This window comes from Mycobacterium avium subsp. avium (assembly GCF_009741445.1).
GTDB classification, from domain to species: Bacteria; Actinomycetota; Actinomycetes; order Mycobacteriales; family Mycobacteriaceae; genus Mycobacterium; species Mycobacterium avium.
On record NZ_CP046507.1, the window covers coordinates 2,317,758 to 2,341,695 of the forward strand.

General features: G+C 70.6%; 19 protein-coding genes. 8 read left to right on the forward strand and 11 right to left on the reverse strand.

Going from position 1 to position 23,938, the window contains the following annotated elements; translation table 11 throughout:
- Nucleotides 1-78: 78 nt before the first annotated feature.
- Both MAA44156_RS10825 and gcvT read right to left on the reverse strand, forming a co-directional pair.
- Nucleotides 79-1,194: a branched-chain amino acid aminotransferase gene (locus MAA44156_RS10825; protein WP_009976503.1), complete on the reverse strand. Its 1,116-nt coding sequence runs from the start codon at nucleotides 1,192-1,194 to the stop codon at nucleotides 79-81.
- A 54-nt stretch (nucleotides 1,195-1,248) separates the two neighbouring features.
- Entirely contained in the window at nucleotides 1,249-2,352 is a 1,104-nt protein-coding gene (gene gcvT / locus MAA44156_RS10830; RefSeq protein ID WP_009976502.1) for a glycine cleavage system aminomethyltransferase GcvT, read from the reverse strand.
- Between the two features lie 50 nt (nucleotides 2,353-2,402).
- Here gcvT and MAA44156_RS10835 point away from each other — a divergent pair, with 50 nt between their 5' ends.
- Nucleotides 2,403-3,950: a leucyl aminopeptidase gene (locus MAA44156_RS10835; RefSeq protein WP_009976500.1), complete on the forward strand. Its 1,548-nt coding sequence runs from the start codon at nucleotides 2,403-2,405 to the stop codon at nucleotides 3,948-3,950.
- Nucleotides 3,951-4,149: 199 nt separating this feature from the next.
- On the opposite strand, the gene MAA44156_RS10840 is transcribed toward MAA44156_RS10835, so the two are convergent.
- Nucleotides 4,150-4,599: an SRPBCC family protein gene (locus MAA44156_RS10840; protein ID WP_023879951.1), complete on the reverse strand. Its 450-nt coding sequence runs from the start codon at nucleotides 4,597-4,599 to the stop codon at nucleotides 4,150-4,152.
- 148 nt (nucleotides 4,600-4,747) lie between these two features.
- Here MAA44156_RS10840 and MAA44156_RS10845 point away from each other — a divergent pair, with 148 nt between their 5' ends.
- Entirely contained in the window at nucleotides 4,748-5,089 is a 342-nt protein-coding gene (locus tag MAA44156_RS10845; protein WP_003878156.1) for a hypothetical protein, read from the forward strand.
- A gap of 45 nt (nucleotides 5,090-5,134) precedes the next feature.
- Here the strand turns inward: MAA44156_RS10845 and MAA44156_RS10850 are convergent, their stop codons facing one another.
- Entirely contained in the window at nucleotides 5,135-6,913 is a 1,779-nt protein-coding gene (locus tag MAA44156_RS10850; RefSeq protein ID WP_011724699.1) for an SDR family oxidoreductase, read from the reverse strand.
- 223 nt (nucleotides 6,914-7,136) lie between these two features.
- Between MAA44156_RS10850 and sucB the strand changes: the two genes are divergently transcribed.
- From sucB to MAA44156_RS10875, 5 genes are read left to right on the forward strand one after another with little or no spacing between them, the layout of a single operon-like run.
- Nucleotides 7,137-8,927: a 2-oxoglutarate dehydrogenase, E2 component, dihydrolipoamide succinyltransferase gene (gene sucB / locus MAA44156_RS10855; RefSeq protein ID WP_011724697.1), complete on the forward strand. Its 1,791-nt coding sequence runs from the start codon at nucleotides 7,137-7,139 to the stop codon at nucleotides 8,925-8,927.
- Between the two features lie 16 nt (nucleotides 8,928-8,943).
- The gene (locus MAA44156_RS10860) at nucleotides 8,944-9,867 is read left to right on the forward strand and encodes a TIGR01777 family oxidoreductase (RefSeq protein WP_009976489.1); all 924 of its coding nucleotides are present in this window, start codon (nucleotides 8,944-8,946) and stop codon (nucleotides 9,865-9,867) included.
- Nucleotides 9,868-9,916: 49 nt separating this feature from the next.
- Entirely contained in the window at nucleotides 9,917-10,618 is a 702-nt protein-coding gene (gene lipB / locus MAA44156_RS10865; RefSeq protein WP_009976488.1) for a lipoyl(octanoyl) transferase LipB, read from the forward strand.
- The gene (gene lipA, locus MAA44156_RS10870; protein ID WP_009976487.1) at nucleotides 10,615-11,538 is read left to right on the forward strand and encodes a lipoyl synthase; all 924 of its coding nucleotides are present in this window, start codon (nucleotides 10,615-10,617) and stop codon (nucleotides 11,536-11,538) included. Before lipB ends, lipA begins: the two co-directional genes overlap by 4 nt.
- Nucleotides 11,539-11,566: 28 nt before the next feature.
- Nucleotides 11,567-12,319 carry a DUF4191 domain-containing protein gene (locus MAA44156_RS10875; protein WP_009976486.1) on the forward strand — a complete coding sequence of 251 codons (753 nt, stop codon included), beginning with the start codon at nucleotides 11,567-11,569 and terminating at the stop codon, nucleotides 12,317-12,319.
- A gap of 58 nt (nucleotides 12,320-12,377) precedes the next feature.
- Here the strand turns inward: MAA44156_RS10875 and MAA44156_RS10880 are convergent, their stop codons facing one another.
- Nucleotides 12,378-12,800, reverse strand: coding sequence for an RDD family protein (locus MAA44156_RS10880; RefSeq protein WP_009976485.1), 423 nt, complete (start codon nucleotides 12,798-12,800; stop codon nucleotides 12,378-12,380).
- A gap of 244 nt (nucleotides 12,801-13,044) precedes the next feature.
- Here MAA44156_RS10880 and glnA (MAA44156_RS10885) point away from each other — a divergent pair, with 244 nt between their 5' ends.
- Entirely contained in the window at nucleotides 13,045-14,481 is a 1,437-nt protein-coding gene (glnA, locus tag MAA44156_RS10885) for a type I glutamate--ammonia ligase (RefSeq protein ID WP_003872332.1), read from the forward strand.
- 168 nt (nucleotides 14,482-14,649) lie between these two features.
- On the opposite strand, the gene MAA44156_RS10890 is transcribed toward glnA (MAA44156_RS10885), so the two are convergent.
- The 6 genes from MAA44156_RS10890 to MAA44156_RS10915 all read right to left on the reverse strand — a co-directional run bounded on the left by MAA44156_RS10890 (nucleotide 14,650) and on the right by MAA44156_RS10915 (nucleotide 23,914).
- Nucleotides 14,650-15,510: a TIGR03619 family F420-dependent LLM class oxidoreductase gene (locus tag MAA44156_RS10890; protein WP_009976483.1), complete on the reverse strand. Its 861-nt coding sequence runs from the start codon at nucleotides 15,508-15,510 to the stop codon at nucleotides 14,650-14,652.
- On the reverse strand, nucleotides 15,507-16,151 hold the full coding sequence (locus MAA44156_RS10895) for a PaaI family thioesterase (RefSeq protein WP_009976482.1): 645 nt from the start codon (nucleotides 16,149-16,151) through the stop codon (nucleotides 15,507-15,509). Before MAA44156_RS10895 ends, MAA44156_RS10890 begins: the two co-directional genes overlap by 4 nt.
- Nucleotides 16,148-19,144, reverse strand: a complete 2,997-nt coding sequence (locus MAA44156_RS10900) for a bifunctional [glutamine synthetase] adenylyltransferase/[glutamine synthetase]-adenylyl-L-tyrosine phosphorylase (RefSeq protein WP_009976481.1) — start codon at nucleotides 19,142-19,144, stop codon at nucleotides 16,148-16,150. Before MAA44156_RS10900 ends, MAA44156_RS10895 begins: the two co-directional genes overlap by 4 nt.
- 65 nt (nucleotides 19,145-19,209) lie before the next feature.
- Complete coding sequence (glnA, locus tag MAA44156_RS10905; RefSeq protein WP_003872336.1) at nucleotides 19,210-20,550, reverse strand: type I glutamate--ammonia ligase; 1,341 nt, start codon at nucleotides 20,548-20,550, stop codon at nucleotides 19,210-19,212.
- An 82-nt stretch (nucleotides 20,551-20,632) separates the two neighbouring features.
- Nucleotides 20,633-22,201, reverse strand: coding sequence for an alpha/beta hydrolase (locus MAA44156_RS10910; RefSeq protein ID WP_023879949.1), 1,569 nt, complete (start codon nucleotides 22,199-22,201; stop codon nucleotides 20,633-20,635).
- A gap of 150 nt (nucleotides 22,202-22,351) precedes the next feature.
- Complete coding sequence (locus MAA44156_RS10915; RefSeq protein ID WP_003878170.1) at nucleotides 22,352-23,914, reverse strand: alpha/beta hydrolase; 1,563 nt, start codon at nucleotides 23,912-23,914, stop codon at nucleotides 22,352-22,354.
- Nucleotides 23,915-23,938 lie beyond the last annotated feature (24 nt).

Below are 23,938 nucleotides of genomic sequence, written 5' to 3' on the forward strand. Positions count from 1 at the left end.
CGCTCGCGGGCGAGCCGGCACTCGCGGGCGAGCCGACAGTCGCGGGCAGCCGGCGCCCGCGGGGCGCGAGCCCGCAAATCAGCCGAGCCGGGTCATCCAGCCGTGGGTGTCGGCGAAGGTGCCCCGCTGAATCCCGGTGAGCGTGTCGCGCAATGCCATCGTCACTTCGCCGGGCTGGCCGTCGGCGATGGTGAACTCCGTCTCGCCGTACTTGACGTGCGACACCGGCGTGATGACGGCGGCGGTGCCGCAGGCGAACACCTCGGTGATCTCACCGGCGGCGGCCTTCTTCTGCCACTCGTCGATGTCGATCTTGCGTTCCTCGACGGCGAAACCGGCGTCAATTGCCAACTGCAGCAACGAGTCTCGCGTGATACCGGGCAGCAGCGAGCCGGACAGCTCGGGGGTGACCAGCCGCGCCGAGCCGCCGCTGCCGAACACGAAGAAGATGTTCATCCCGCCCATCTCCTCGACGAAGCGCCGCTCGACGGCGTCCAGCCACACCACCTGGTCGCAGCCGTTGGCCGCGGCCTCGGCCTGCGCGGACAGCGACGCCGCGTAGTTGCCACCGAACTTGGCCGCCCCGGTGCCGCCCGGGCTGGCCCGCACGTACTCCGTCGACACCCAGACGGTGACCGGACTGATGCCGCCCTTGAAGTAGGCGCCGGCCGGGGAGGCGATCAGGAGGTAGCGGTATTGCTTGGAGGGCCGCACCCCGAGCCCGGGCTCGGTGGCGATGACGAACGGCCGCAGATACAGCGCCTCTTCGCCGCCGGCGGCCGGTACCCAGGCGTTGTCGACGGCGATCAGCTGGCGCAGCGATTCCAGGAACAGCTCCTCGGGCAGCTCGGGAATCGCCAGCCGCCGCGCCGAGGACCGCAACCGGGCGGCGTTGGCCTGGGCGCGAAACGACACGATGGAGCCGTCCGCCCAGCGGTAGGCCTTGAGCCCTTCGAAGATCTCCTGCGCGTAGTGCAACACGATCGCCGACGGGTCCAGCTCGATCGGGCCGTACGGGATGACGCGCGCGTCATGCCAGCCCCGTCCGGCCTCGGTCTCGTCGTACTCGATCGACACCATGTGGTCGGTGAAGTATTTGCCGAAACCCGGCTCGGCCAGGATGGTTTCGCGTTCGGCGTCGGTCGCCGGACGTGTCGAGCGCGAAACCGTGAACTCGAGGGAGCCACTGGTCATCCGCTGATTGTATATCCGGGCGTCCGATCGGATTTTGCCCGCGCGACCGCGCCGCTACCGGGTTTTCACCGCGACGAACGGGGGCCGCACCACCTCGCACGTGGCGGCGCGGCCGCGGACTTCGACGGTGACTTCCTGACCGTCCCGCACGTCGGCGTCGGTGTCGATCAGCGCCAGCGCGATCCCGGCCTGCAGCGTCGGGGAGAACGTGCCCGAGGTGGTCACCCCGACCGGCGTGTCACCGACGAGCACCGTCAGGCCGGCCCGCAGCACGCCGCGGCCCACCATCCGCAGCCCGCGCAGCAGCCGTCGCGGCCCGGCCTCCTTCTCGGCCAGCAGCGCGTCGCGGCCGAAGAACGCCTCCTTTTTCCAGCCGATCGCCCAGCCGCATCGGGCCTGTAGCGGCGAAATGTCCGGTGACAGCTCATGGCCGTGCAGCGGGTAACCCATCTCGGTGCGCAGCGTGTCGCGGGCACCCAGGCCGGCCGGTTGGCCGCCGGCCTGCGACACCGCCGCGGCCAGGGCGTCGAACACCACGCCGGCGGACTCCCACGGCGGCAGCAGCTCGTAGCCGTGCTCGCCGGTGTACCCGGTGCGGCAGACCCGCACCGGCACCTGCCGGAACGAGGTGTCGGCGTAGGCCATGTAATCCATGTCGGTCGGCAGCCCCAGCTCGGCGAGCACGTCGGCCGAGCGCGGCCCCTGCACGGCCAGCACGGCATACGAGCGATGCAGGTTACTGATGGTCACCCCGGCCGGGGCGGCGCCCTGCAGCGCCTCGACCACGGCGGCGGTGTTGGCCGCGTTGGGCACCAAAAAGATCTCGTCGTCGTCGACGTAGTAGGCGATCAGGTCGTCGATGACTCCCCCGGATTCGTTGCAGCACAACGTGTATTGCGCCTTGCCCGGCCCGATCCGGTTCAGGTCGTTGGTGAGCGCGGAGTTGACGAACCGCGCCGCGCCCGTCCCGCGAACCAGCGCCTTGCCCAGATGGCTGACGTCGAACAGGCCGACGGCGTTGCGCGTCGCGTTGTGCTCGCTGACGGTGCCCGCATACGACACCGGCATCAGCCAACCCCCGAACTCGGCGAAACTGGCGCCCAGGTCGCGGTGGCGGTCTTCCAGCGGTCCGTGCAGCAGGTCGGCTTCGTTGCTCACGACTTCTCACCCTAGCCAGCCGCGACCGGCGGACCGTTAGGGTGATGCGGATGAGCACAGAACCCGGTTACGCCTCCCCCGTCGTCAACGTCGCCTCCTCGCTGCCGCGCCGCGCCGCCGCGTCCACCGTGCTGATCGTGCCCGTCGTCTCCACCGGCGACGACGACAAGCCGGGCGCCGTCGTCGCGTCGGCCGGGTCGTTCCTGTCCTCCGACGCGGTCGCCGAGATCGAATCCGGCCTGCGGGCGCTGGCGGCCACCGGCGGCGCCGAACAACTGCACCGGCTGGTCGTGGGATCGCTGCCGGTGTCCAGCGTGCTGACCGTCGGCCTGGGCAAGCCGCGATCCGAGTGGCCGGCCGACACCGTCCGCCGTGCCGCGGGGGTGGCCGCGCGGTCGCTGTCCAACACCGAGACGGTGTTCACCACGCTGGCGGCGCTGCCCGGCGAGGGCGTGGCCTCGGCCGCCGTCGAGGGCCTGATCCTGGGCAGCTACCGGTTCACCGAATTCCGCAGCGCCAAGACCGCCCCGAAAGACAAAGGGCTGCAAAAGATCACGGTGCTGGCCACCGCCAAGGACGCCAAGCAGGAGGTCGCGCACGGTGCGGCCGTCGCGACCGCGGTCGCCACCGCCCGCGATCTGGTCAACACCCCGCCCAGTCACCTGTTTCCCGACGAATTCGCCAAGCGGGCAAGGGCTTTGGGTGAGTCCGTCGGCCTCGAGGTGGAGGTGCTCGACGAGAAGGCGCTGCAAAAGGGCGGCTACGGAGGGATTCTGGGCGTCGGCCAGGGTTCGTCGCGCCCGCCGCGGCTGGTGCGGCTGATCCACCGCGGTTCGCGGCTGGCCAAGAAATCCAAGCAGGCGAAAAAAGTGGCGCTGGTCGGCAAGGGCGTCACCTTCGACACCGGCGGCATCTCGATCAAGCCGGCGGCCTCGATGCATCACATGACCTCGGACATGGGCGGGGCCGCCGCCGTCATCGCCACCGTGGCGCTGGCCGCGCGGCTGCAGCTGCCGATCGACGTGATCGCCACCGTGCCGATGGCGGAGAACATGCCGTCGGGCACCGCGCAGCGGCCCGGCGATGTGCTGACGCAGTACGGCGGCACCACCGTCGAGGTGCAGAACACCGACGCCGAGGGCCGGCTGATCCTGGCCGACGCCATCGTGCGGGCCTGCGAGGACAACCCGGACTACCTGATCGAGACCTCCACGCTGACCGGCGCGCAGACCGTCGCGCTGGGCGCCCGGATCCCCGGGGTGATGGGCAGCGACGAGTTCCGCGACCGGGTCGCGGCGATCTCCCAGCGGGTCGGTGAGAACGGCTGGCCGATGCCGCTGCCCGACGAGCTCAAGGAGGACCTGAAGTCCACGGTGGCCGACCTGTCGAACATCAGCGGGCAGCGCTTCGCCGGCATGCTGGTGGCCGGCGTGTTCCTGCGCGAGTTCGTCGCCGACGGGGTGGGCTGGGCGCACATCGACGTGGCCGGCCCGGCCTACAACACCGGCAGCCCGTGGGGTTATTCGCCCAAGGGCGCCACCGGGGTGCCGACGCGCACCATGTTCGCGGTGCTCGAAGACATCGCCGCGAACGGCTAAGCGCCCCAGCGCGATTCCGCCGCCCGCCCGAGCGTCATTCCGCCGCGCCCGTCGAGCGTCATTCCGCTGCGCCCGTCGAGCGTCACGCTGGCGTGGCTCGGCCCGCCGGGCGCCACGCTGGCGTGACGCTCGGCGGCCGAAGAAAGCTCGCGAACTACTTCGTCAGCAGCGACATGGCCACCGCGTCGGAGGCCATGAGCTAGGTCACCGGATTCGGCTCCTGCCGTTCGGCCAGCGCCGCCAGCCGCAGCAGGCACTCCTGGTTTCGGGGGTAAACCGCCAGCAGCGCAAGCTGATTCGGGATCAGCCGTACCGATCCGCGGGCCGGGACTTCGATCATCTCCACCCGGCATCCCACCCGGGTTGCGTGCAGCCGCAAGGTGATTCGCGCGGCGCCCAGGGGTCCCAGGTGGGCGCGCAGCACCAGCTCATGTGGGGGGTCTGAGCGCTCCACCACCGTCGCGTCGTTGATGACGAGCGGCCACACCCCGGCGGAATGCCGGATCGAGGCGCCGGGATTCGGCCAGTCCGCATCCACCGCGCGGGTGCGGCTGTTGCCCACCACCCATTGCGTGTAGGTCCAGCCCTGGGCAATTACCTCCCAGACCCGCTCACACGGCGCGGCGACCTCGCGCGTGGCAGTAATCACCGGCCCACCCCTTCACGTCTTTGGCTTGGGCCGCGGATACCCGCGATTCGGTGGGTTACTCGCCGCCCGGGTCGGGTTTACCGGGGGCACGCGGCGGTTAATCTGCTATCGCTCGGCCCGGACAGGGCCCGACGAGAAAGGCGAAACCATGACGGTGCGACGGCTGATCATCGGTGTGGGCGCCGTGCTGTTGCTGGCCGGAGTCATCGGGCTGCTGGCGCCGGTGTCGGTTTCCGACGGCAACGGCCACTCCATCGGATGCGGGAACGCGGTCGTGACGGATCTTTCCGCGGCCCGCAACGCCAACGACAACAGCGTGGCCAACGTTCCGATCCTCAACCAGATCGTCCCGCACACGGACTATGTGGCGCAGTGCCAGTCCTCGGTGGGCGGCCGGCGCGCGTGGACCATACCGCTGGCGGTGCTGGGCATCATCGCGATCGGCGCGACGCTACTGACCGGGCGCCGCGGCGCGGCCACCGGCGCTTAACCAAAGGACGCTTCGCCTCAGACGTTTAGCCTCGGACGTTTAGCCTCAGATCACCCGCAGCCGCGCGGCGTTGCGCAACCCCTGCGGCATCACCCGCGAAAGGCCGTACAGCGCATAGGCTTCCGGCGCCACCGGGCGGATCGGCTTCTTCTTCTGCACCGACGACAGGATGGCGTCGGCCACCTTGTCGGGCCCGTAGTGGCGCAGCGCGAACATCTTTCCCAGCTGCCCGCGCCGGTCGTCGACCCGTTCGGCCCGGGCGCCCGCCGGCGCGTCGAATCTGGTGGTGTTGATGATGTTGGTGTCGATCAGGCCCGGGCAGATGGTGGTCAGTCCCACCCCGGCGGCGTCGAGTTCGGCGCGCAGGCAGTCGGAGAACATGAAGGTCGCCGCCTTGGACGTGCAGTACGCGCTCAGCGACTGCAGCGGGGCGTAGGCGGCCATCGACGACACGTTGACGAGGTGGCCGCCGGTGCCGCGCTGCACCATTCGCCGCGCGAACGACCGGCAGCCGTTGACCACCCCGCCCAGGTTGACCGCGAGCACCCGGTCGAACTCCTCGGCGGGGGTGTCCAGGAATCCGCCCGCCTGCCCGATGCCGGCGTTGTTGACGACGATGTCGGGCACGCCGTGCGCGGCGCTGACCCGCTCGGCGAACTCCTCCACCGCCTGCGCATCGGACACGTCGAGCACGTAGGCGTGCGCGACGCCGCCGCGGCCGGCGATCTCGGCGGCGGTGGCCTTGACGGCCGCCTCGTCGATATCGCTGACGATCAGCTCGGCGCCTTCGCGGGCGAAGGCGAACGCGGTCGCCCGGCCGATGCCGCTGCCGGCGCCGGTGACCGACACCAGGGTGTCGCCGAACGCCTTGCGGGGACGCCCCACCTGGGCGCGCAGCAGCGCGCGGCTGGCCGGCTTGCCCTCGGCCATATCGGCGAAGTCGTGCACCGCCGCGGCCATCACCTGCGGATGCGACATCGGCGAGAAGTGTCCGGCCCGGATGTCGCGGCGCCACAGCCGCGGCACGAACCGCGGCGTGTGGTCGTAGCCGTACGGCCGCACGTACCGGTCCTCGGTGTTGACGATCAGCTGCACCGGCACGTCGATGACGGCCACACCCTGTTTACGGATGGCAAACGAGCGAAAGTAGTTGGCGGGATAGGTTTTCACCGAGCGTGCCGCGTCGGCGGCCAGGCGGTCGGAGTGGTGGATCTGCTCGATGGGAATGTTGTCGACGGCGTTGCGCCGCAGCGCCGGGATCGACAGGGTGAGCCGCAGGGCCAACGGCGCGAGCACCGGGATGGACAGCAGGATCATGTAGCTCAGCCGCAACGCCTGGCCGAGCGCGCGGGCGAACGCGCGCGGCCGCCAGGGCGCCCGCAGTCCGCTGAAGATGTAGTCGACCAGCTGGTCCTGGCTGGGCCCGGACACCGAGGTGAAGGTGGCGACCCGGTCGTTGGCGCCGGGACGCTTGAGGTAGTGCCACACCCCGACCGAGCCCCAGTCGTGGGCCAGCACGTGTACGGGCCCGCCCGGGCTGAGTTCGCCGATCACCGCGGCGAAGTCGTCGGCGAAGCGGTCCATGCGGTAGGCCGACACCGGCTTGGGCGCCGACGACGCACCGACCCCGCGGTTGTCGTAGCGCAGGATCCGGAACCGCTCGGCCAGCAGCGGAACGACCCCGTCCCACAGCACGTGCGAGTCGGGAAAGCCGTGCACCAGCACGACGGTCGGGCCCTCGGGGTTGCCCTCGTCGTAGACCGCGATGCGGGTGCCGTCGGCGCTGTGCACGAAATGCTGGGGCGAGTGTTGTGGTGCCGGCATCGGACCTCCCCGGTCTGGCTCCCGCTGTGGGCCGCGGCGCTGGGGCCGCGGTGGCCACACGGTAGCAAGCGTGACCGGGGTCACCCGAGCCGCGAGCCGGATCTGCCCTGGATGTGTGCCGGCGCGGGCGCAGTGACAGGATAGTTTTGGATTGCGACTTCGCCTTCCGCGAGCGAGCTGATCGACCCGCCCCGACCCACGAGCGATCGAGGAGTCAGAAGAGATGGCCTTCTCCGTCCAGATGCCGGCACTCGGTGAGAGCGTCACCGAGGGGACGGTCACCCGCTGGCTCAAGCAGGAAGGGGACACGGTCGAACTCGACGAGCCGCTGGTCGAGGTGTCCACCGACAAGGTCGACACCGAGATCCCGTCGCCTGCCGCGGGTGTGCTGACCAAGATCATCGCCCAGGAAGACGACACCGTGGAGGTGGGCGGCGAACTGGCCGTGATCGGCGACGCGGCCGACGACGCCGCCGCCGGCGGCGGGGCGCAGGCCCCCAGCCAGCCGAGCCAGCCGCAAGCACCGGCCCAGCCCGAGCCCCAGGCCCAGGCCCAGCCCGAGGCCCCGGCCCAGCCGCAGGCGCCGGCCCAGCCGGCGCCGCAGGAGTCCGGTGGCGGCGCCGCCACCCCGGTGTTGATGCCCGAGCTGGGCGAGTCGGTGACCGAGGGCACCGTGACCCGCTGGCTCAAGAAGGTCGGGGATTCGGTCCAGGTCGACGACGCGCTGGTCGAGGTGTCCACCGACAAGGTCGACACCGAGATCCCGTCGCCGGTGGCCGGCGTGCTGATCAGCATCACGGCCGAGGAGGACAGCACCGTGCCGGTCGGCGGCGAGCTGGCCCGCATCGGCACCGGCGCCCAGGCGCCCGCCCCCGCTGCGCCCCAACCCCCGCCGGCCCCCAAGCCCGAACCGAAACCCGAACCGGCACCCCAACCCCAGGCGCAGCCCGCGCCCCAGCCACAGCCACAGCCACAAGCCCAGCCGGCGCCCGAGCCGAAAGCCCAACCGGCTCAAGCCCAACCGGCTCAAGCCCAGCCGGCCGCCGGCGGCGAGGGCACCCCCTACGTGACACCGCTGGTGCGAAAGCTGGCCGCCGAGAACAACATCGACCTGTCGTCGATCACCGGCACCGGCGTGGGTGGTCGCATCCGCAAGCAAGACGTCCTGGCCGCCGCCGAGCAGAAGCAGCGGCAACAACAGGCCGCCGCCCAGCCGTCGGCCGCACCGGCCCCCGCGGCCGCCGAGGCCCGCAAGCCCGCCGCGCCGACGCCGGCGCCGGCGCTGGCGCACCTGCGCGGCACCACCCAGAAGGCCAGCCGGATCCGTCAGATCACCGCGGCCAAGACGCGCGAATCCCTGCTTGCCACAGCCCAACTCACCCAGACCCATGAGGTCGACATGACCAGGCTGGTCGGATTGCGGGCCCGGGCCAAGGCGGCGTTCGCCGAGCGCGAGGGGGTGAACCTGACGTTCCTGCCGTTCATCGCCCGCGCGGTGATCGACGCGCTGAAGATCCACCCCAACATCAACGCCAGTTACAACGAGGAAACCAAGGAGATCACCTACTACGACGCCGAGCACCTCGGCTTCGCGGTCGACACCGAACAGGGGCTGCTGTCCCCCGTCGTGCACAACGCCGGCGACCTGTCGCTGGCCGGGCTGGCCCGGGCGATCGCCGACATCGCCGCGCGCGCCCGGTCGGGCAACCTCAAGCCCGACGAGCTGTCCGGCGGCACCTTCACGATCACCAACATCGGCAGCCAGGGCGCGCTGTTCGACACCCCGATCCTGGTCCCGCCGCAGGCCGCCATGCTGGGCACCGGGGCGATCGTCAAGCGGCCGCGGGTGATCGTCGACGAGTTCGGCAACGAGTCGATCGGCGTGCGCTCCGTCTGCTACCTGCCGCTGACCTACGACCACCGGCTGATCGACGGCGCCGACGCCGGCCGCTTCCTGACCACCATCAAGCACCGGCTCGAAGAGGGAGCATTCGAGGCCGACCTCGGGCTGTGAGAAGGGCGGTCGAACGTTGGCTCGCGCTGGGCAAAAGGCCGTCATCGCCATTGCGGGTTCGTCCGGCCTGATCGGCTCGGCGCTGGCGGCGGCCCTGCGCGCCGACGACCATCGGGTGCTGCGCATCGTGCGCCGGGCGCCGGCGAACGGCGACGAGCTGTCCTGGAATCCGGAGAGCGGCGATCTGGATCCCGACGCGCTGCGCGGCGTCGACGCCGTCGTCAACCTGTGCGGGGTGAACATCGGCAAGCGGCGATGGTCGGGGGCCTTCAAACAGAGCCTGCGCGACAGCCGCATCACCCCCACCGAGGTCCTCGCGCACGCCGTCGCCGACGCCGGGGTGGCGACCCTGGTCAACGCCAGCGCGGTGGGCTTCTACGGCAACACCAAGGACCGCGTGGTCGACGAAAACGACCGCGCCGGAACCGGTTTCCTGGCCCAGCTGTGCCAGGACTGGGAGGCGGCCACGCTGCCGGCGCAGTACGGCGGCGCCCGGGTGGTGCTGGCCCGCAGCGGGCTGGTGTTCTCCCCCGCCGGTGGCGCGCTGGGCCGGTTGCGGCCCCTGTTCCGGACCGGCCTGGGCGCCCGGCTGGGCAGTGGGCGGCAGTACATGTCGTGGATCACGCTGGAAGACGAGGTGCGGGCCCTGCTGTTCGCGATCTTCGAGCCCGCGCTGTCCGGCCCGGTGAACATGACCGGGCCGGCCCCGGTCACCAACGCCGAATTCACCACCGCGTTCGGGCGGGCGGTCAACCGCCCGACCCCGTTGATGCTGCCCGGTTTCGCCGTCCGCGCCGCGCTCGGGGAGTTCGCCGACGAGGGCCTGCTGACCGGCCAGCGCGCCATCCCCGCCGCGCTGGAGCGCACCGGATTCGTGTTCCACCACAACACCATTGGCGAGGCGCTCGGCTATGCCACCGCCCGGCCCGCCCACGACTGACCCCGCCCGGATTGGGCCCGACCTGCCCGGGCCGAGTACCGTCGCGAACGTGATCGATTCCATCCGGTCCAGCCGCGCCCTGATCGAAGTCCGCCGGCTCGGCACCGTCGACTACCGCGCGGCCTGGCAGCAGCAGCGCGACCTGGCCGACGCCCGGGTCGCCGGCGGCCCCGACACGTTGCTGTTGCTGCAACACCCGGCGGTGTACACCGCGGGCCGGCGCACCGAACCGCACGAGCGGCCGCTGGACGGCACGCCCGTGGTCGACACCGACCGGGGCGGCAAGATCACCTGGCACGGGCCCGGCCAGTTGGTCGGCTATCCGATCATCGGCCTGGCCGAACCGCTGGACGTGGTCGACTACGTGCGACGGCTGGAGGAGGCGCTGATCAAGGTGTGCGCCGATCTGGGCCTGGACACGGTCCGCGTGCCGGGCCGCTCCGGGGTGTGGGTGCCGGGCGACGCCGGCCGGCCCGACCGCAAGGTTGCCGCCATCGGGGTGCGGGTGTCCCGCGCCACCACCCTGCACGGCTTCGCGCTGAACTGCGACTGCGAGCTGGGCGCCTTCAACGCCATCGTTCCGTGCGGCATCAGCGACGCCGGGGTGACGTCGCTGACGGCCGAACTACGTCGACCGGTCGCGGTCGACGACGTCGTGACGTCGGTCGCCGACGCCGTCTGCGACGCCCTGGACGGGGTGCTGCCGGTGCGTGAGCACTCACCCGGCGCCCGCGTAGCATCGGCGATGTGACTGTCGCACCCGAGGGACGCAAACTGCTGCGCCTGGAAGTGCGCAACGCCGAGACCCCGATCGAGCGCAAACCGCCGTGGATCCGGGTGCGGGCCCGGATGGGGCCGGAATACACCGAGCTCAAGAGCCTGGTCCGGCGCGAGGGGCTGCACACCGTCTGCGAAGAGGCCGGCTGCCCCAACATCTTCGAATGCTGGGAGGACCGCGAGGCCACCTTCCTGATCGGCGGCGACCAGTGCACCCGTCGCTGCGACTTCTGCCAGATCGACACCGGCAAGCCAGCCGAGCTGGACCGCGACGAGCCCCGCCGGGTGGCCGACAGCGTGCGCACGATGGGGCTGCGCTACGCCACGGTCACCGGGGTGGCACGCGACGACCTGCCCGACGGCGGCGCCTGGCTGTACGCCGAGACGGTGCGCGCCATCAAGGAGCTCAACCCGTCGACCGGTGTCGAGCTGTTGATCCCCGACTTCAACGGCCGGCCCGACCGGCTCGCCGAGGTGTTCGGGTCGCGCCCGGAAGTGTTGGCGCACAACGTCGAAACGGTGCCGCGGATCTTCAAACGGATCCGCCCGGCCTTCACCTACCGGCGCAGCCTGGACGTGCTGACCGCGGCCCGCGAGGCCGGGCTGGTCACCAAGAGCAACCTCATCCTCGGCCTGGGCGAAACCCCCGACGAGGTGCGCACCGCGCTGGCCGACCTGCGCGGCGCCGGCTGCGACCTCATCACCATCACCCAGTACCTGCGCCCGTCGGCCCGCCACCACCCGGTCGAGCGCTGGGTGAAGCCGGAGGAATTCGTCGAGTTCGCGCGGCATGCCGAAGAGCTGGGCTTCTCCGGGGTGCTGGCCGGGCCGCTGGTGCGCTCGTCGTACCGCGCTGGGCGGCTCTACCGGCAGGCCGCCCGCGCCCGCGCCTAGCCGCCACGGCGCTACGTATTCTTTGACTATGGCTAAATCCCGCTCTGCCGCCGACAACAAGGCGGCCCGCGCGCAGGCGCAGGCCGCCCGCAAGGCCGCCGCGCGCGAGCGCCGCGCCCAGTTGTGGCAGGCGTTCAACATCCAGCGCCAGGAGGACAAGCGCCTGCTGCCCTACATGATCGGCGCCTTCCTGCTGGTCGTGGGCGTGTCGGTGGCTGTGGGCGTCTGGGCCGGCGGGCTGACCATGATCACCTTGATCCCGTTCGGCGTGGTGCTGGGCGCGCTGGTCGCCTTCATCGTGTTCGGGCGCCGCGCGCAGAAATCGGTGTACCGCAAGGCCGAGGGCCAAACCGGCGCGGCGGCATGGGCTTTGGACAATCTGCGCGGCAAGTGGCGGGTGACCCCCGGGGTGGCGGCGACCGGCCACTTCGACGCCGTGCACCGCGTCATCGGCCGGCCGGGCGTGATCCTGGTCGGCGAGGGCTCGCCGACCCGGGTGCGGCCGCTGCTGGCGCAGGAGAAAAAGCGCACCGCCCGGCTGATCGGCGACGTGCCGATCTACGACATCATCGTCGGCAACGGCGAAGACGAGGTGCCGCTGGCCAAGCTGGAGCGCCACCTGACCCGGCTGCCGGCCAACATCACCGTCAAGCAGATGGACACCCTGGAGTCGCGGCTGGCCGCCCTGGGGTCGCGGGCCGGGGCCGCCGTCATGCCCAAGGGCCCGCTGCCCAACGCCGGCAAGATGCGCGGGGTGCAGCGCACCGTCCGCCGCAAGTAGCTCCCGCGCCGATCGCAAAGCGCGGCCGGGCGCGGCGGGTCGCCGCCATCGGCAGAGCTCAGCGCCGCACCACGGCCGTCGCGGTCAGCCGGTCCTGCAGGCCGCGGCCGTCCCAGTCGGTGAACAACGCCGGCACCACCGTCCCGACCAGCACACCGCGCACCACCGCGCGGCCGGTGCCGACCAGCCCCCGCCCGTCCACCGTCACCACCTGCAGCCGCAACACCAGCTGGCCGGGCGTGAAGCCGAACAGCCGCACCGAGACCACCCCCAGCAGAAACCAGATCACCAGCACGCTGGTGGCCAGGGCCGATGCCGAGAACCAGCCCAACCGCATGGCCAGCGCCGCCAGCCCGTAGGAGATCAGCCAGTCGATCATCAACGCACCCAGCCGGGGCCCCATCGGCGCCAACGAGCCGGGCCCGCGCTGCGGCAGGCCGAGCTTTTCGCCCGGATATGCGGATCGCGATTCCGGCGTCATCGCCCCGGACCGGCGTCGCGGCGCCCGGCGGTCCGGCACCGGCGGGACGGGCAGACGGTGCGCCGCGCGAACAGAAAAGATACGATCTTGCGATCCATGGCCCCACAATAGAACCCGCCGCCGACGCGGCCACTTTTTGCGTGTGGCATGGTCACGTAACGTGCGCGCAACATCGGGTTGACTGACGGGCAACATCTGCTCCATAGCGTCAGGCCGCGGATCTCACCAAGTAAAGGAGCATTCTGTGACGGAAACGACGCCCGACGACGTCTTCAAACTCGCCAAGGACGAGAAAGTCGAATTTGTCGACGTCCGGTTCTGTGACCTGCCCGGCATCATGCAGCACTTCACAATCCCGGTTTCGTTTTTCGACGAGAGCGTCTTCGAGGACGGCCTGGCCTTCGACGGCTCGTCCATTCGCGGATTCCAGTCCATTCACGAATCCGACATGTTGCTCCTGCCGGACCCGGCCACGGCCCAGATCGACCTGTTCCGCGAGGCCAAGACGCTGAACCTGAACTTCTTCGTGCACGACCCGTTCACCCTCGAGCCGTACTCGCGCGACCCGCGCAACATCGCCCGCAAGGCGGAGAACTACCTGATCTCCACCGGTGTGGCCGACACCGCGTACTTCGGCGCCGAGGCCGAGTTCTACATCTTCGACTCGGTGAGCTTCGACTCGCGCACCAACGGCTCGTTCTACGAGATCGACGCCATCTCGGGCTGGTGGAACACCGGCTCGCCCAACGAGCTCGACGGCAGCCCCAACCGCGGCTACAAGGTCCGCCCCAAGGGGGGCTACTTCCCCGTCGCCCCCGTCGACCACTACGTCGACCTGCGCGACCAGATGCTGTCCAACCTGATCAAGGCCGGCTTCAGCCTGGAGAAGGGCCACCACGAGGTGGGCACCGGCGGCCAGGCCGAGATCAACTACAAGTTCAACACGCTGCTGCACGCCGCCGACGACATGATGCTCTACAAGTACATCGTCAAGAACACCGCGTGGCAGAACGGCAAGACCGTCACGTTCATGCCCAAGCCGCTGTTCGGGGACAACGGCTCCGGCATGCACACCCATCAGTCGCTGTGGAAGGACGGCAGCCCGCTGATGTACGACGAGACGGGCTACGCCGGTCTGTCGGACACCGCGCGGCACTACATCGGCGGCCTGCTACACCACGCGCCGTCGCTGCTGGCGTTCACCAACCCGACGACGAACTCCTACAAGCGCCTGGTGCCGGGCTTCGAGGCGCCGATCAACCTGGTCTACAGCCAGCGCAACCGCTCGGCGTGTGTGCGCATCCCGATCACCGGCACCAACCCGAAGGCCAAGCGGCTCGAGTTCCGTTGCCCCGACTCCTCGGGCAACCCGTACCTGGCGTTCTCGGCCATGCTGATGGCCGGCCTGGACGGCATCAAGAACAAGATCGAGCCGCAGGCGCCGGTCGACAAGGACCTCTACGAGCTGCCGCCCGAGGAGGCCGCCAACATCCCGCAGGCGCCGACCCAGCTGTCCGCGGTGATCGACCGGCTGGAAGAGGACCACGAATACCTCACCGAGGGAGGCGTTTTCACGCCCGACCTGATCGAGACGTGGATCAGCTTCAAGCGCGAGACCGAGATCCTGCCGGTCCAGGTCCGGCCGCACCCCTATGAATTCGCGCTGTACTACGACGTTTAGAGACGTCTAAGTCGATGCCGCCCGCCCGATCCGATCGGGCGGGCGGTCTCGTCCCCGCCGCCCCTGCTGGGTTCCGCGAGACGTAAGCCATGGCGGCCCGCGCCGGCGTGTCGGCGCCACCGGGTAAGTGTCGTGGGGCTCAGCCGAAGCCGGCGCAGGTGTCCAGCCCTACCCGTCCAGCGCGAGGTCCTTGCGGAACCGCTGCATGCCGTCGATCTTGTCGTCCAGCGACGCCTGCGGCCCGGCGTAGAACATCCACGGCATGGTGATGATCCCGGTGATGCCGGCATCCTCGGCACGCCGGTAATCGGCGGTGGTGAACGCGTCGGTCAGCGGCGTCAGGATGGTGAAATCGTCCATCGTCAAACCGTTTTCGGCGCGCAGCTCGCGCAGCCGGCCGACCGCCTCGATGGCCCGCTCGGTCTTGATCAGGTCGCCGATCCAGCCGTCGCTGCGGGCGGCGCGGCGCAGCGCGATGTCCGACAGCCCGCCCACATACACCGGGATCGGCGGCGGGGTGGGCTGCATCTCCAGCCGCGGCGCGGAGTAGAACTCGCCCTCGAACTCCGTCCAGCCCGGCGCCCACAGCGCCCGCATCAGCTCGATGATCTCGTCGGTGCGTTTGCCGCGCGCCTCGAACCGCTCCCCCATCAACGCGAATTCCTCGCGGCACCAGCCGACGCCGACGCCCAGCTCCACCCGGCCCGACGCCAGAACCGCCGCGGTGCCAATGGCTTTGGCCGCCGAGTACGGGTTGCGCATCGCCGGGATGTAGACGGTGTTGACGAACCGCAGCCGGGTGGTGACCTGGGCGAGCGCCCCGATGAGCACCCACGGGTCGGGCCAGTCGGTGAACGGCTGCCAGCGCCGCTGCCCGTCCCTGGTGTACGGGTAGGGGGTGTCCAGCGTCTCCAGGTTGACGACATGGTCGGGGATGCCGATCCCGTCGTAGCCGAGTTCGTCTGCGGCCCTGGCGATCTCGATGATCTCCCGGGTGTTCAAGAAGGCGCTGCTGACGTAGAACCTCACTGCGTCTCCCGCGCCCAGGCCGGCTCGATGAACACGCCGTCGGCCTCGACGGTGACTCCCGCGGCATCCGAAATGATGCCTCGGGCAAAGACTTTGACGCCCTCGCGACGGTCGATCCAGGCGTCACAGCGCAGTGGGCCCAGCGGCGTGCCGCGCAGGTATTTCACGGTGATGGTGCCGGTGAACCGCGCCTTGGACAGCCCTTCGCTGGCCGCCTCACCGAGCATGTGGTCGAGCACCAGGGCGCTGACGCCGCCGTGCACCAGCCGCGGCGGCCCCTCGTAGGCCGAGCCGAGGACGAACTCGCTCCAGCAGCGCCCGTCGCCCTCGTGGTGCACGACGATCGGCGGGGCGATCGGATTGCACACGCCGATCGCGGCGTTGCCCAGCGGCAGCGGCCGGCCGTCGACCCGGTAGCTCACCCCCACCGGCCGGGTCCGTCGCCGCAGCGACGCGGTGACCGCCTCGATCGCCGAGCGGGCTTCGGCGACGACGGCGTCGTCAACCTCGGTCCGGATGGTGGCGTCGACGAGCTCGCGGACCGCATCGGCCAACGGGGCATACAGTGCGGTCACCCGTTCGGCCTCCGCCGCGTCGAGCACCTCGAATATGGCGTCCAACGCGCCGGCCTCCTGACTCAACTTCCGAACACCTTGCGCACGACTGCTTTTGCGCGTCGCGTCACCCGTAGATAGTTGTCCAAGAACTCCCCGCCCTCGTCGGTGGGCCAGCCCGCGGCGACGGCGACCGCGTTCAGCTGACGCCCGGGCCCGGGCAGCTGGTCGGTGGGCTTGCCACGGACCAGCACCAGCGCGTTGCGGGCCCGGGTGGCGGTCAGCCAGGCCTGCCGCAGCAGGTCCACCTCGTCGGCGGGAACCAGGCCGGCCTCGGCGATCGCGTCCAGGCACTCCAGCGTCGACGTGTTGTGCAGCGCCGGCACCTCGTGGGCGTGCAGCAGCTGCAGCAGCTGCACCGTCCATTCGATGTCGGCCAGCCCGCCGCGGCCCAGCTTGGTGTGCGTGTTGGGGTCGGCGCCGCGCGGCAGCCGCTCGGCGTCCACCCGGGCCTTGATGCGCCGGATCTCGCGCACCGCCTCCGGCGACACCCCGTCGGCGGGGTAGCGCGTCTTGTCGGCCATCAGCAGGAACCGCTGCCCCAGCTCCGCGTCCCCGGCGACCGCGTGCGCGCGCAGCAACGCCTGGATCTCCCACGGCTGCGCCCACTGCTCGTAGTAGGCGGCATAGGACGCCAGAGTCCGCACCAGCGGGCCGTTGCGGCCCTCGGGCCGCAGGTTGGCGTCCACGTCCAGCGGCGGGTCCACGCTGGGGGTGCCCAGCAGGGTGCGAACCTGCTCGGCGACCGAGGCCGCCCAGCGCACCGCCGCCGAATCGTCGACGCCGGGTGCCGGCTCGCAGACGAACATCACGTCGGCGTCGGACCCGTAGCCCAGCTCCGCGCCGCCCAGCCGGCCCATGCCGATCACCGCGATGGCGGCCGGCGCCTTGCCCCGCTGCGGGCCGTCGTCGGGCAGGTTGGCCCGGATCATCGCGTCCAGCGCGGCCTGCAGCACGGCCACCCACACCGAGGTCAGCGCCTTGCACACGTCGGTGACCTCGAGCATGCCGAGCAGGTCCGCCGACGCCACCCGGGCCAGCTCCCGGCGGCGCAGGGTGCGCGCCCCGGCGATCGCCCGCACCGGGTCGGAGTACCGGCTGGCCGAGGCGACCAGCGCGCGGGCCACCGCGGCCGGGTCGGTCTCGAGCAGCCGGGGCCCGGACGGCCCGTCGCCGTAGTCCTGGATGACCCGCGGCGCGCGCATCAGCAGGTCAGGCACGTACGCCGAGGTCCCCAGCACATGCATGAGCCGCCGCGCCACCGCGGGCTTGTCGCGCAGCGTGGACAGATACCAGCTCTCCCCGGCCAGCGCCTCCGACAGCCGGCGGTAGGCCAGCAGCCCGCCGTCCGGGTCGGGCGCATACGACATCCAGTTCAGCAGCCGCGGCAGCAGCACCGACTGCACCCGGCCGCGCCGGCCGCTCTGGTTGACCAGCGCCGACATGTGCTTCAACGCGCTCTGCGGGCCCTCGTAGCCCAGGGCGGCCAGCTGCCGCTCGGCGGCCTCGGAGGTCATGCCGTGCCGGATCTCCAGCCCGGCCGGGCCGATCGATTCCAGCAGCGGCTGGTAGAAGAGCTTGGCGTGCAGCTGCGAGACCCGCAAGTTCTGGTGCCGCAGCTCCTCGCGCAGCACCCCGGCCGCGTCGTGGCGGCCGTCCGGCCGGATGTGGGCGGCCCGGGCCAGCCAGCGCACCGCCTCCTCGTCGTCGGCCTCGGGCAGCAGGTGGGTGCGCTTGAGCCGCTGCAGCTGCAGCCGGTGCTCGAGCAGCCGCAGGAATTCGTAGGAGGCGGTGAGGTTGGCCGCGTCCTCGCGCCCGATGTAGCCGCCCTGCCCCAGCGCGGCCAGCGCGTCGACCGTCGAGGCCACGTGCAGCGACTCGTCGCTGCGGCCGTGCACCAACTGCAAGAGCTGCACGGCGAATTCGACGTCGCGCAACCCGCCGCTGCCCAGCTTGATCTCGCGGCCGCGGACGTCGGCGGGCACCAGCTGCTCGACGCGCCGGCGCATCGCCTGCACCTCGACCACGAAGTCCTCGCGTTCGCAGGCCACCCACACCATCGGCATCAGCGCGTCCAGGTAGCGCCGGCCGAGCTCCGCGTCGCCCACCGCCGCACGGGCTTTCAGCAGCGCCTGGAACTCCCACGTCTTGGCCCAGCGCTGGTAGTAGGCGATGTGCGATTCCACGGTGCGGACCAGCTCGCCGCTGCGGCCTTCCGGTCGCAGCCCGGCGTCGACCTGGAAGAACGCCTCGGACGCCAGCCGCATCATCTCGCTGGCCACCCGGGTGGTGACGGTGTCGGCGCGCTCGCCGACGAAGATGACGTCGACGTCGCTGACGTAGTTCAGTTCGCGGGCACCGCATTTGCCCATCGCGATGACCGCCAGCCGCGGCGGTGTCCGGTCGCCGCACACGTTGTGCTCGGCCACCCGCAGCGCGGCGGCCAGTGCCGCGTCGGCCAGGTCCGACAGGTGGGCGGCCACCACGGTGAACGGCAGCACCGGTTCGTCCTCGACGGTGGCGGCCAGGTCCAGCGCGGCCAGCACCAGCAGCCGGTCCCGGTACAGGGTGCGCAGCCGCACCATCGCCGAGCCGGGGTCGGCCAGCGCCTCGTCGACGCAGCCGGTGAACATCGCGCACAGCTCGTCGTGGGTGGGCAGAGAGACGTTGCCGCGCAACAGTTTCCAGGATCGCGGCTGAGCGACCAGGTGGTCGCCCAGGGCCAGCGAGGAGCCGAGCACCGCGAACAGCCGTCCCCGTAGCGGGCGTTCGGTGAGCAGGGCGGCGCCCAGTTCGTCCCACCCGGCGTCGGGGGTCTCGGCCAGCCGGACCAGGGCGAGCAGCGCGGCGTCGGGGTCCGGCGCCCGGGACAGCGCCCACAGCAGATCGACGTGGGCCTGGTCGTCATGGTCGTACCAACCCAGCTGCGCCATCCGTTCGGCCGCTTGGGGATCGACCAACCCGAGCCGGCCGACGCTGGGCAGCCGGGGACGCTGCGTCGCGGGTTTGGTCACGACCACGACGGTAGCGCAACCCTACGCCGCGCCGGCGCACCCGGGACGGGAAATGCGCTACGGCGCCGGGGCTACAGCGACAGGTAGGTGCGCAGTTCGTACGGGGTGACGTGGCTGCGGTAGGTCGCCCACTCGGTGCGCTTGTTGCGCAGGAAGAAGTCAAAGACGTGCTCCCCCAACGTCTCCGCGACCAGCTCCGAGGACTCCATGGCGCGCAGCGCGCTGTCGAGGCTGGTGGGCAGTTCGCGATAGCCCATCGCGATCCGCTCCTCGGGGGTCAGGTCCCACACGTTGTCTTCGGCCTGCGGCCCCAGCACGTAGCCCTTCTCCACCCCGCGCAGGCCGGCGGCCAGCAGCACGGCGAAGGTCAGGTAGGGGTTGCACGCCGAGTCGGGGCTGCGCACCTCGACGCGCCGCGACGACGTCTTGTGCGGCGTGTACATCGGCACCCGCACCAGCGCCGAGCGGTTGGCCGCCCCCCAGGACGCGGCGGTGGGAGCCTCGCCGCCGCCCACCAGCCGCTTGTAGGAGTTCACCCATTGGTTGGTGACGGCGCTGATCTCGGAGGCGTGCTCGAGGATGCCGGCGATGAACGACTTGCCCACGTCCGAGAGCTGCAGCGGGTCGTCGGGGCTGTGGAACGCGTTGACGTCGCCCTCGAACAGGCTCATGTGGGTGTGCATCGCCGAGCCGGGATGCTGCCCGAACGGCTTGGGCATGAACGAGGCGCGGGCGCCGTTCTCGATCGCGACCTCCTTGATGACGTAGCGGAACGTCATCACGTTGTCGGCCATCGACAGGGCGTCGGCGAAGCGCAGGTCGATCTCCTGCTGGCCGGGCGCGCCCTCGTGGTGGCTGAACTCCACCGAGATGCCCATGAACTCCAGCGCTTCGATGGCGTGCCTGCGGAAGTTGGAGGCGGAGTCGTGGATGGCCTGGTCGAAGTAGCCGGCGGTGTCGACGGGGACGGGCGGCGTGCCGTCGTCGGGCCCGGGCTTGAGCAGGAAGAACTCGATCTCGGGGTGCACGTAGCAGGAGAAGCCCAGGTCGTTGGCCTTCTGCAGCTGGCGGCGCAGCACGTGCCGCGGGTCGGCCCAGGACGGCGACCCGTCCGGCATGGTGATGTCGCAGAACATTCGCGCCGAGTGGTGGTGGCCGTTGGGCGAGGCCCACGGCAGCACCTGGAAGGTGGACGGGTCGGGGTTGGCGACGGTGTCGGATTCCGACACCCGGGAGAAGCCCTCGATCGAGGAGCCGTCGAAGCCGATGCCCTCCTCGAAAGCGCCTTCGAGTTCGGCCGGGGCGATGGCGACCGACTTGAGGAACCCGAGCACATCGGTGAACCACAGCCGAACGAAGCGGATGTCCCGTTCCTCGAGGGTGCGCAGGACGAATTCCTTCTGTCGATCCATATCTCGAACAGTAGGCAACCGCTGTTAATTCTGTGTTACCGATGCCCGCTCAGAACCGTTGCGGTGGGGCGTGCGGCGCTGGTCAGGACTGGCAGCGATACGACGCCGGCGGCGGCGTGCCGGCGACGAAATAGCGCACCACGGCGTTGTCCACGCACTGGTCGCCGTTGAACACCGCGGTGTGCTGCGTCCCGTCGTAGGTGATCAGCGGGCCGCCGAGCTGGCGGGCCAGATTCACCCCGGCCTGATACGGCGTGGCCGGGTCGTGCGTGGTGGAGACGACGACGACCTTGCCCGCGGGCATCGGCGGGGCGGCGTGCGGCGCCGACGTCGCCGGCACCGGCCACAGCGCGCACAGGTCGCGGGGCGCGTTGCCGGTGAACGGCCCGTAGCTCAAAAACGGCGCGGCCTGGCGGATCTTCTGGTCGGCGCTCACCCAGCTGGCCTGGTCGGTCGGGTTCGGGGCGTCGACGCAGCGGACCGCGTTGAACGCGTCCTGGTCGTTGGAGTAGTGGCCGTTGCGGTCGCGGCCCTGATAGTCGTCGGCGAGCGCCAGCAGATCGCCGGCGTCGGTGCCGCGCGCCAGCCCGAGCAGACCGCTGGTCAGGTACTTCCAGTGCGCCGGCGTGTAGAGGGCGTTGATGGTGCCGGTGGTGGCGTCGGCGTAGCTCAGCCCGCGCGGGTCGGCGGTGCGGCCCGGCCGGGTGACCAGCGGGTCGACCAAAGCGTGGTAGCGGTTGACGAACTGCGCCGGGTCGGTGCCCAGCGGGCAGCCCGGCGAGCGGGCGCAGTCGGTGGCGTAGTCGTTGAAAGCCGTTTGGAATCCGGCCATTTGGTTGATGTTCTCGTCGACCGGCCCGACGGTCGGGTCGATGGCGCCGTCGAGCACCATCGCCCGCACGTGGTTGCTGAACTTCTCCAGGTACGCGGTGCCCAGCTCGGTGCCGTAGCTGTAGCCCAGGTAGTTGATCTGCTCGTCGCCGAGCGCCTGGCGCACCGCGTCCATGTCGCGGGCGACCGAGGCGGTGCCGGCGTTGGCCAGGAACGCGGTGCCCATCCGGTTGACGCACTGCTGGGCCAGCTGCCGGTAGAGCTGCTCGATGTGGGCAACCCCGGCCGGGCTGTAGTCGACCATGGGTTCGCGCCGGTAGGCGTCGAACTCGGCGTCGGTGCGACACCGCAGCGACGGCGTCGAGTGGCCCACCCCGCGCGGGTCGAAGCCGACCAGGTCGAAGCTGCGCCGGATGGCCGAGTTGTCCATGTCGGAGGCCATCGCGGCCACCATGTCGACGGCCGAGCCGCCCGGGCCGCCGGGGTTGACCAGCAGCGAGCCCATCCGCTGACCGGTCGCCGGTACCCGGATCACGGCGAGCTTGGCCTGCCCGGCGCCTGGGTTGTTGTAGTCGATCGGGACCGACACCGTGGTGCACTGCGCGGTCGGGATATCGCTTGTGTCCGTGACGAATTGGCTGCAGCTCCCCCAGCCCTGCGGCGCCGCGGCCGCCGGCGGATTCGGCGCCGGGGTCTGGCCGGCGCCGGGCTCCGGGGTGGCGCCGGCCACCGGCAACCCGACGCCCGACGTTCCACCGAGGACGAGGCCGAATGAGAGCAGCGCCGAGCTCAACGATCTCAGGCGCGACATGGCTGTCATCGTTGCAGCCCCGGATACCCGTGGCAGCGCGAAACGGTTACGCCTTGGTCTCGGGCCGGACCGCCGAGCCGGCCGCCGCCGAACGTGCACTCAGCGCGAAAAATCCGCGAGAAGCTCGCCGCCAGTGCACGTTCGGCGAAACCTGGGGCGTCAGCACTTGGCGCCGCTGGGCGGGATGGTGCCGCCGACCAGATAGGCCGTCACGTAGTTGTCGATGCAGCCGTCACCCTGGAACACCACGGTGTGCTGCGTTCCGTCGTAGGTCAGCAGCGAGCTGCGCAACTCGTTGGCCAGATCCACCCCGGCCTTGTACGGCGTCGCCGGATCGTGCGTCGTCGATACCACCACGGTGGGCGCCAGCCCGGGCGCGGAGATGGTGTGCGGCTTGCTGGTCGGCGGCACCGGCCAGAACGCGCAGGTACCCAGCGGCGCGTTGCCGGTGAACTGCCCGTAGCTCATGAACGGCGCGATCTCCCGCGAGCGGCGGTCTTCGTCGATCACCTTGGCGCGGTCGGTGATCGGCGGCTGGTCCACGCAGTTGATCGCCACCCGGGCGTCGGTGGCGTTGGTGTAGTGGCCGTGCGCGTCGCGGCGCATGTACATGTCGGCCAGGGCGAGCAGGGTGTCGCCGTGGTGGTCGACGAGTTCGGACAGCCCGTCGGTCAGGTGGTGCCACAGGTTCGGTGAGTACAACGCCATGATGGTGCCGACGATGGCGTCGCTATAGCTCAGTCCGCGTGGGTCATTCGTCGGGATGGGCCGGCCGACCATCGGGTTGTCGGGATCGACCATCGGGTCCACCAGGCTGTGGTAGACGTCGACGGCTTTGGCCGGGTCGGTGCCCAGCGGGCAGTTCGGTTGCTTGGCGCATTCGGCGGCGAAGTTGTTGAACGCGTCCTGGAATCCCTTGGCCTGCCGCAGATCGGCTTCGATCTGGTCGGCGTTGGGGTCGACGGCGCCGTCGAGGATCATCGCCCGCACGTTGTGCGGGTAGGCCTCGGCGTAGGCCGAGCCGATCCGGGTGCCGTAGGAGTAGCCGAGGTAGGTCAGCTTGTCGTCGCCCAGCGCCGCGCGGATCGCGTCGAGGTCGCGGGCGACGTTGACGGTCCCGACGTTGGCCAGAAACTTCTTGCCCATCTTGTCGACGCAGCGGCCGACGAACTGTTTGGTTTCGTCCTCGATGTGGGCCACCCCGGCCGGGCTGTAGTCGACGTTGGGCTCGGTGCGCAGCCGGTCGTTGTCGGCGTCGGAGTTGCACCAGACCGCCGGGCGCGACGCGCCCACCCCGCGCGGGTCGAAACCGACCAGGTCGAAGCGTTCGCGGACCCGCTTGGGCAACGACTGCACGACGCCCAGCGCCGCCTCGATGCCCGACTCCCCCGGCCCGCCGGGGTTGATCACCAGCGAACCGATCTTGTCCCCGGTGGCGGGGAAACGGATCATCGCCAGCGTCGCCACATCGCCGTCGAGGTGGTCGTAGTCGACCGGGACGGCCAGCTTGCCGCACAGCGCACCGGCGGGCAGTTTGACCTTCGGGTTGGCGGCCCGGCACGGCGTCCACTCCACGGCCTGGCCCAGCTTGGGCCCGGACATGACGGCGCGTCCCACCACCACTCGGACGCAGCCCGCCAACAGCAACGCGACCGCGGCGATCGACATCCAGATCAGCAGCGTGCGCGCGCTCTTACCGCGACGAGACAGGCCCATGCCCACATATGCTGCCAGAGGAAACTTGGG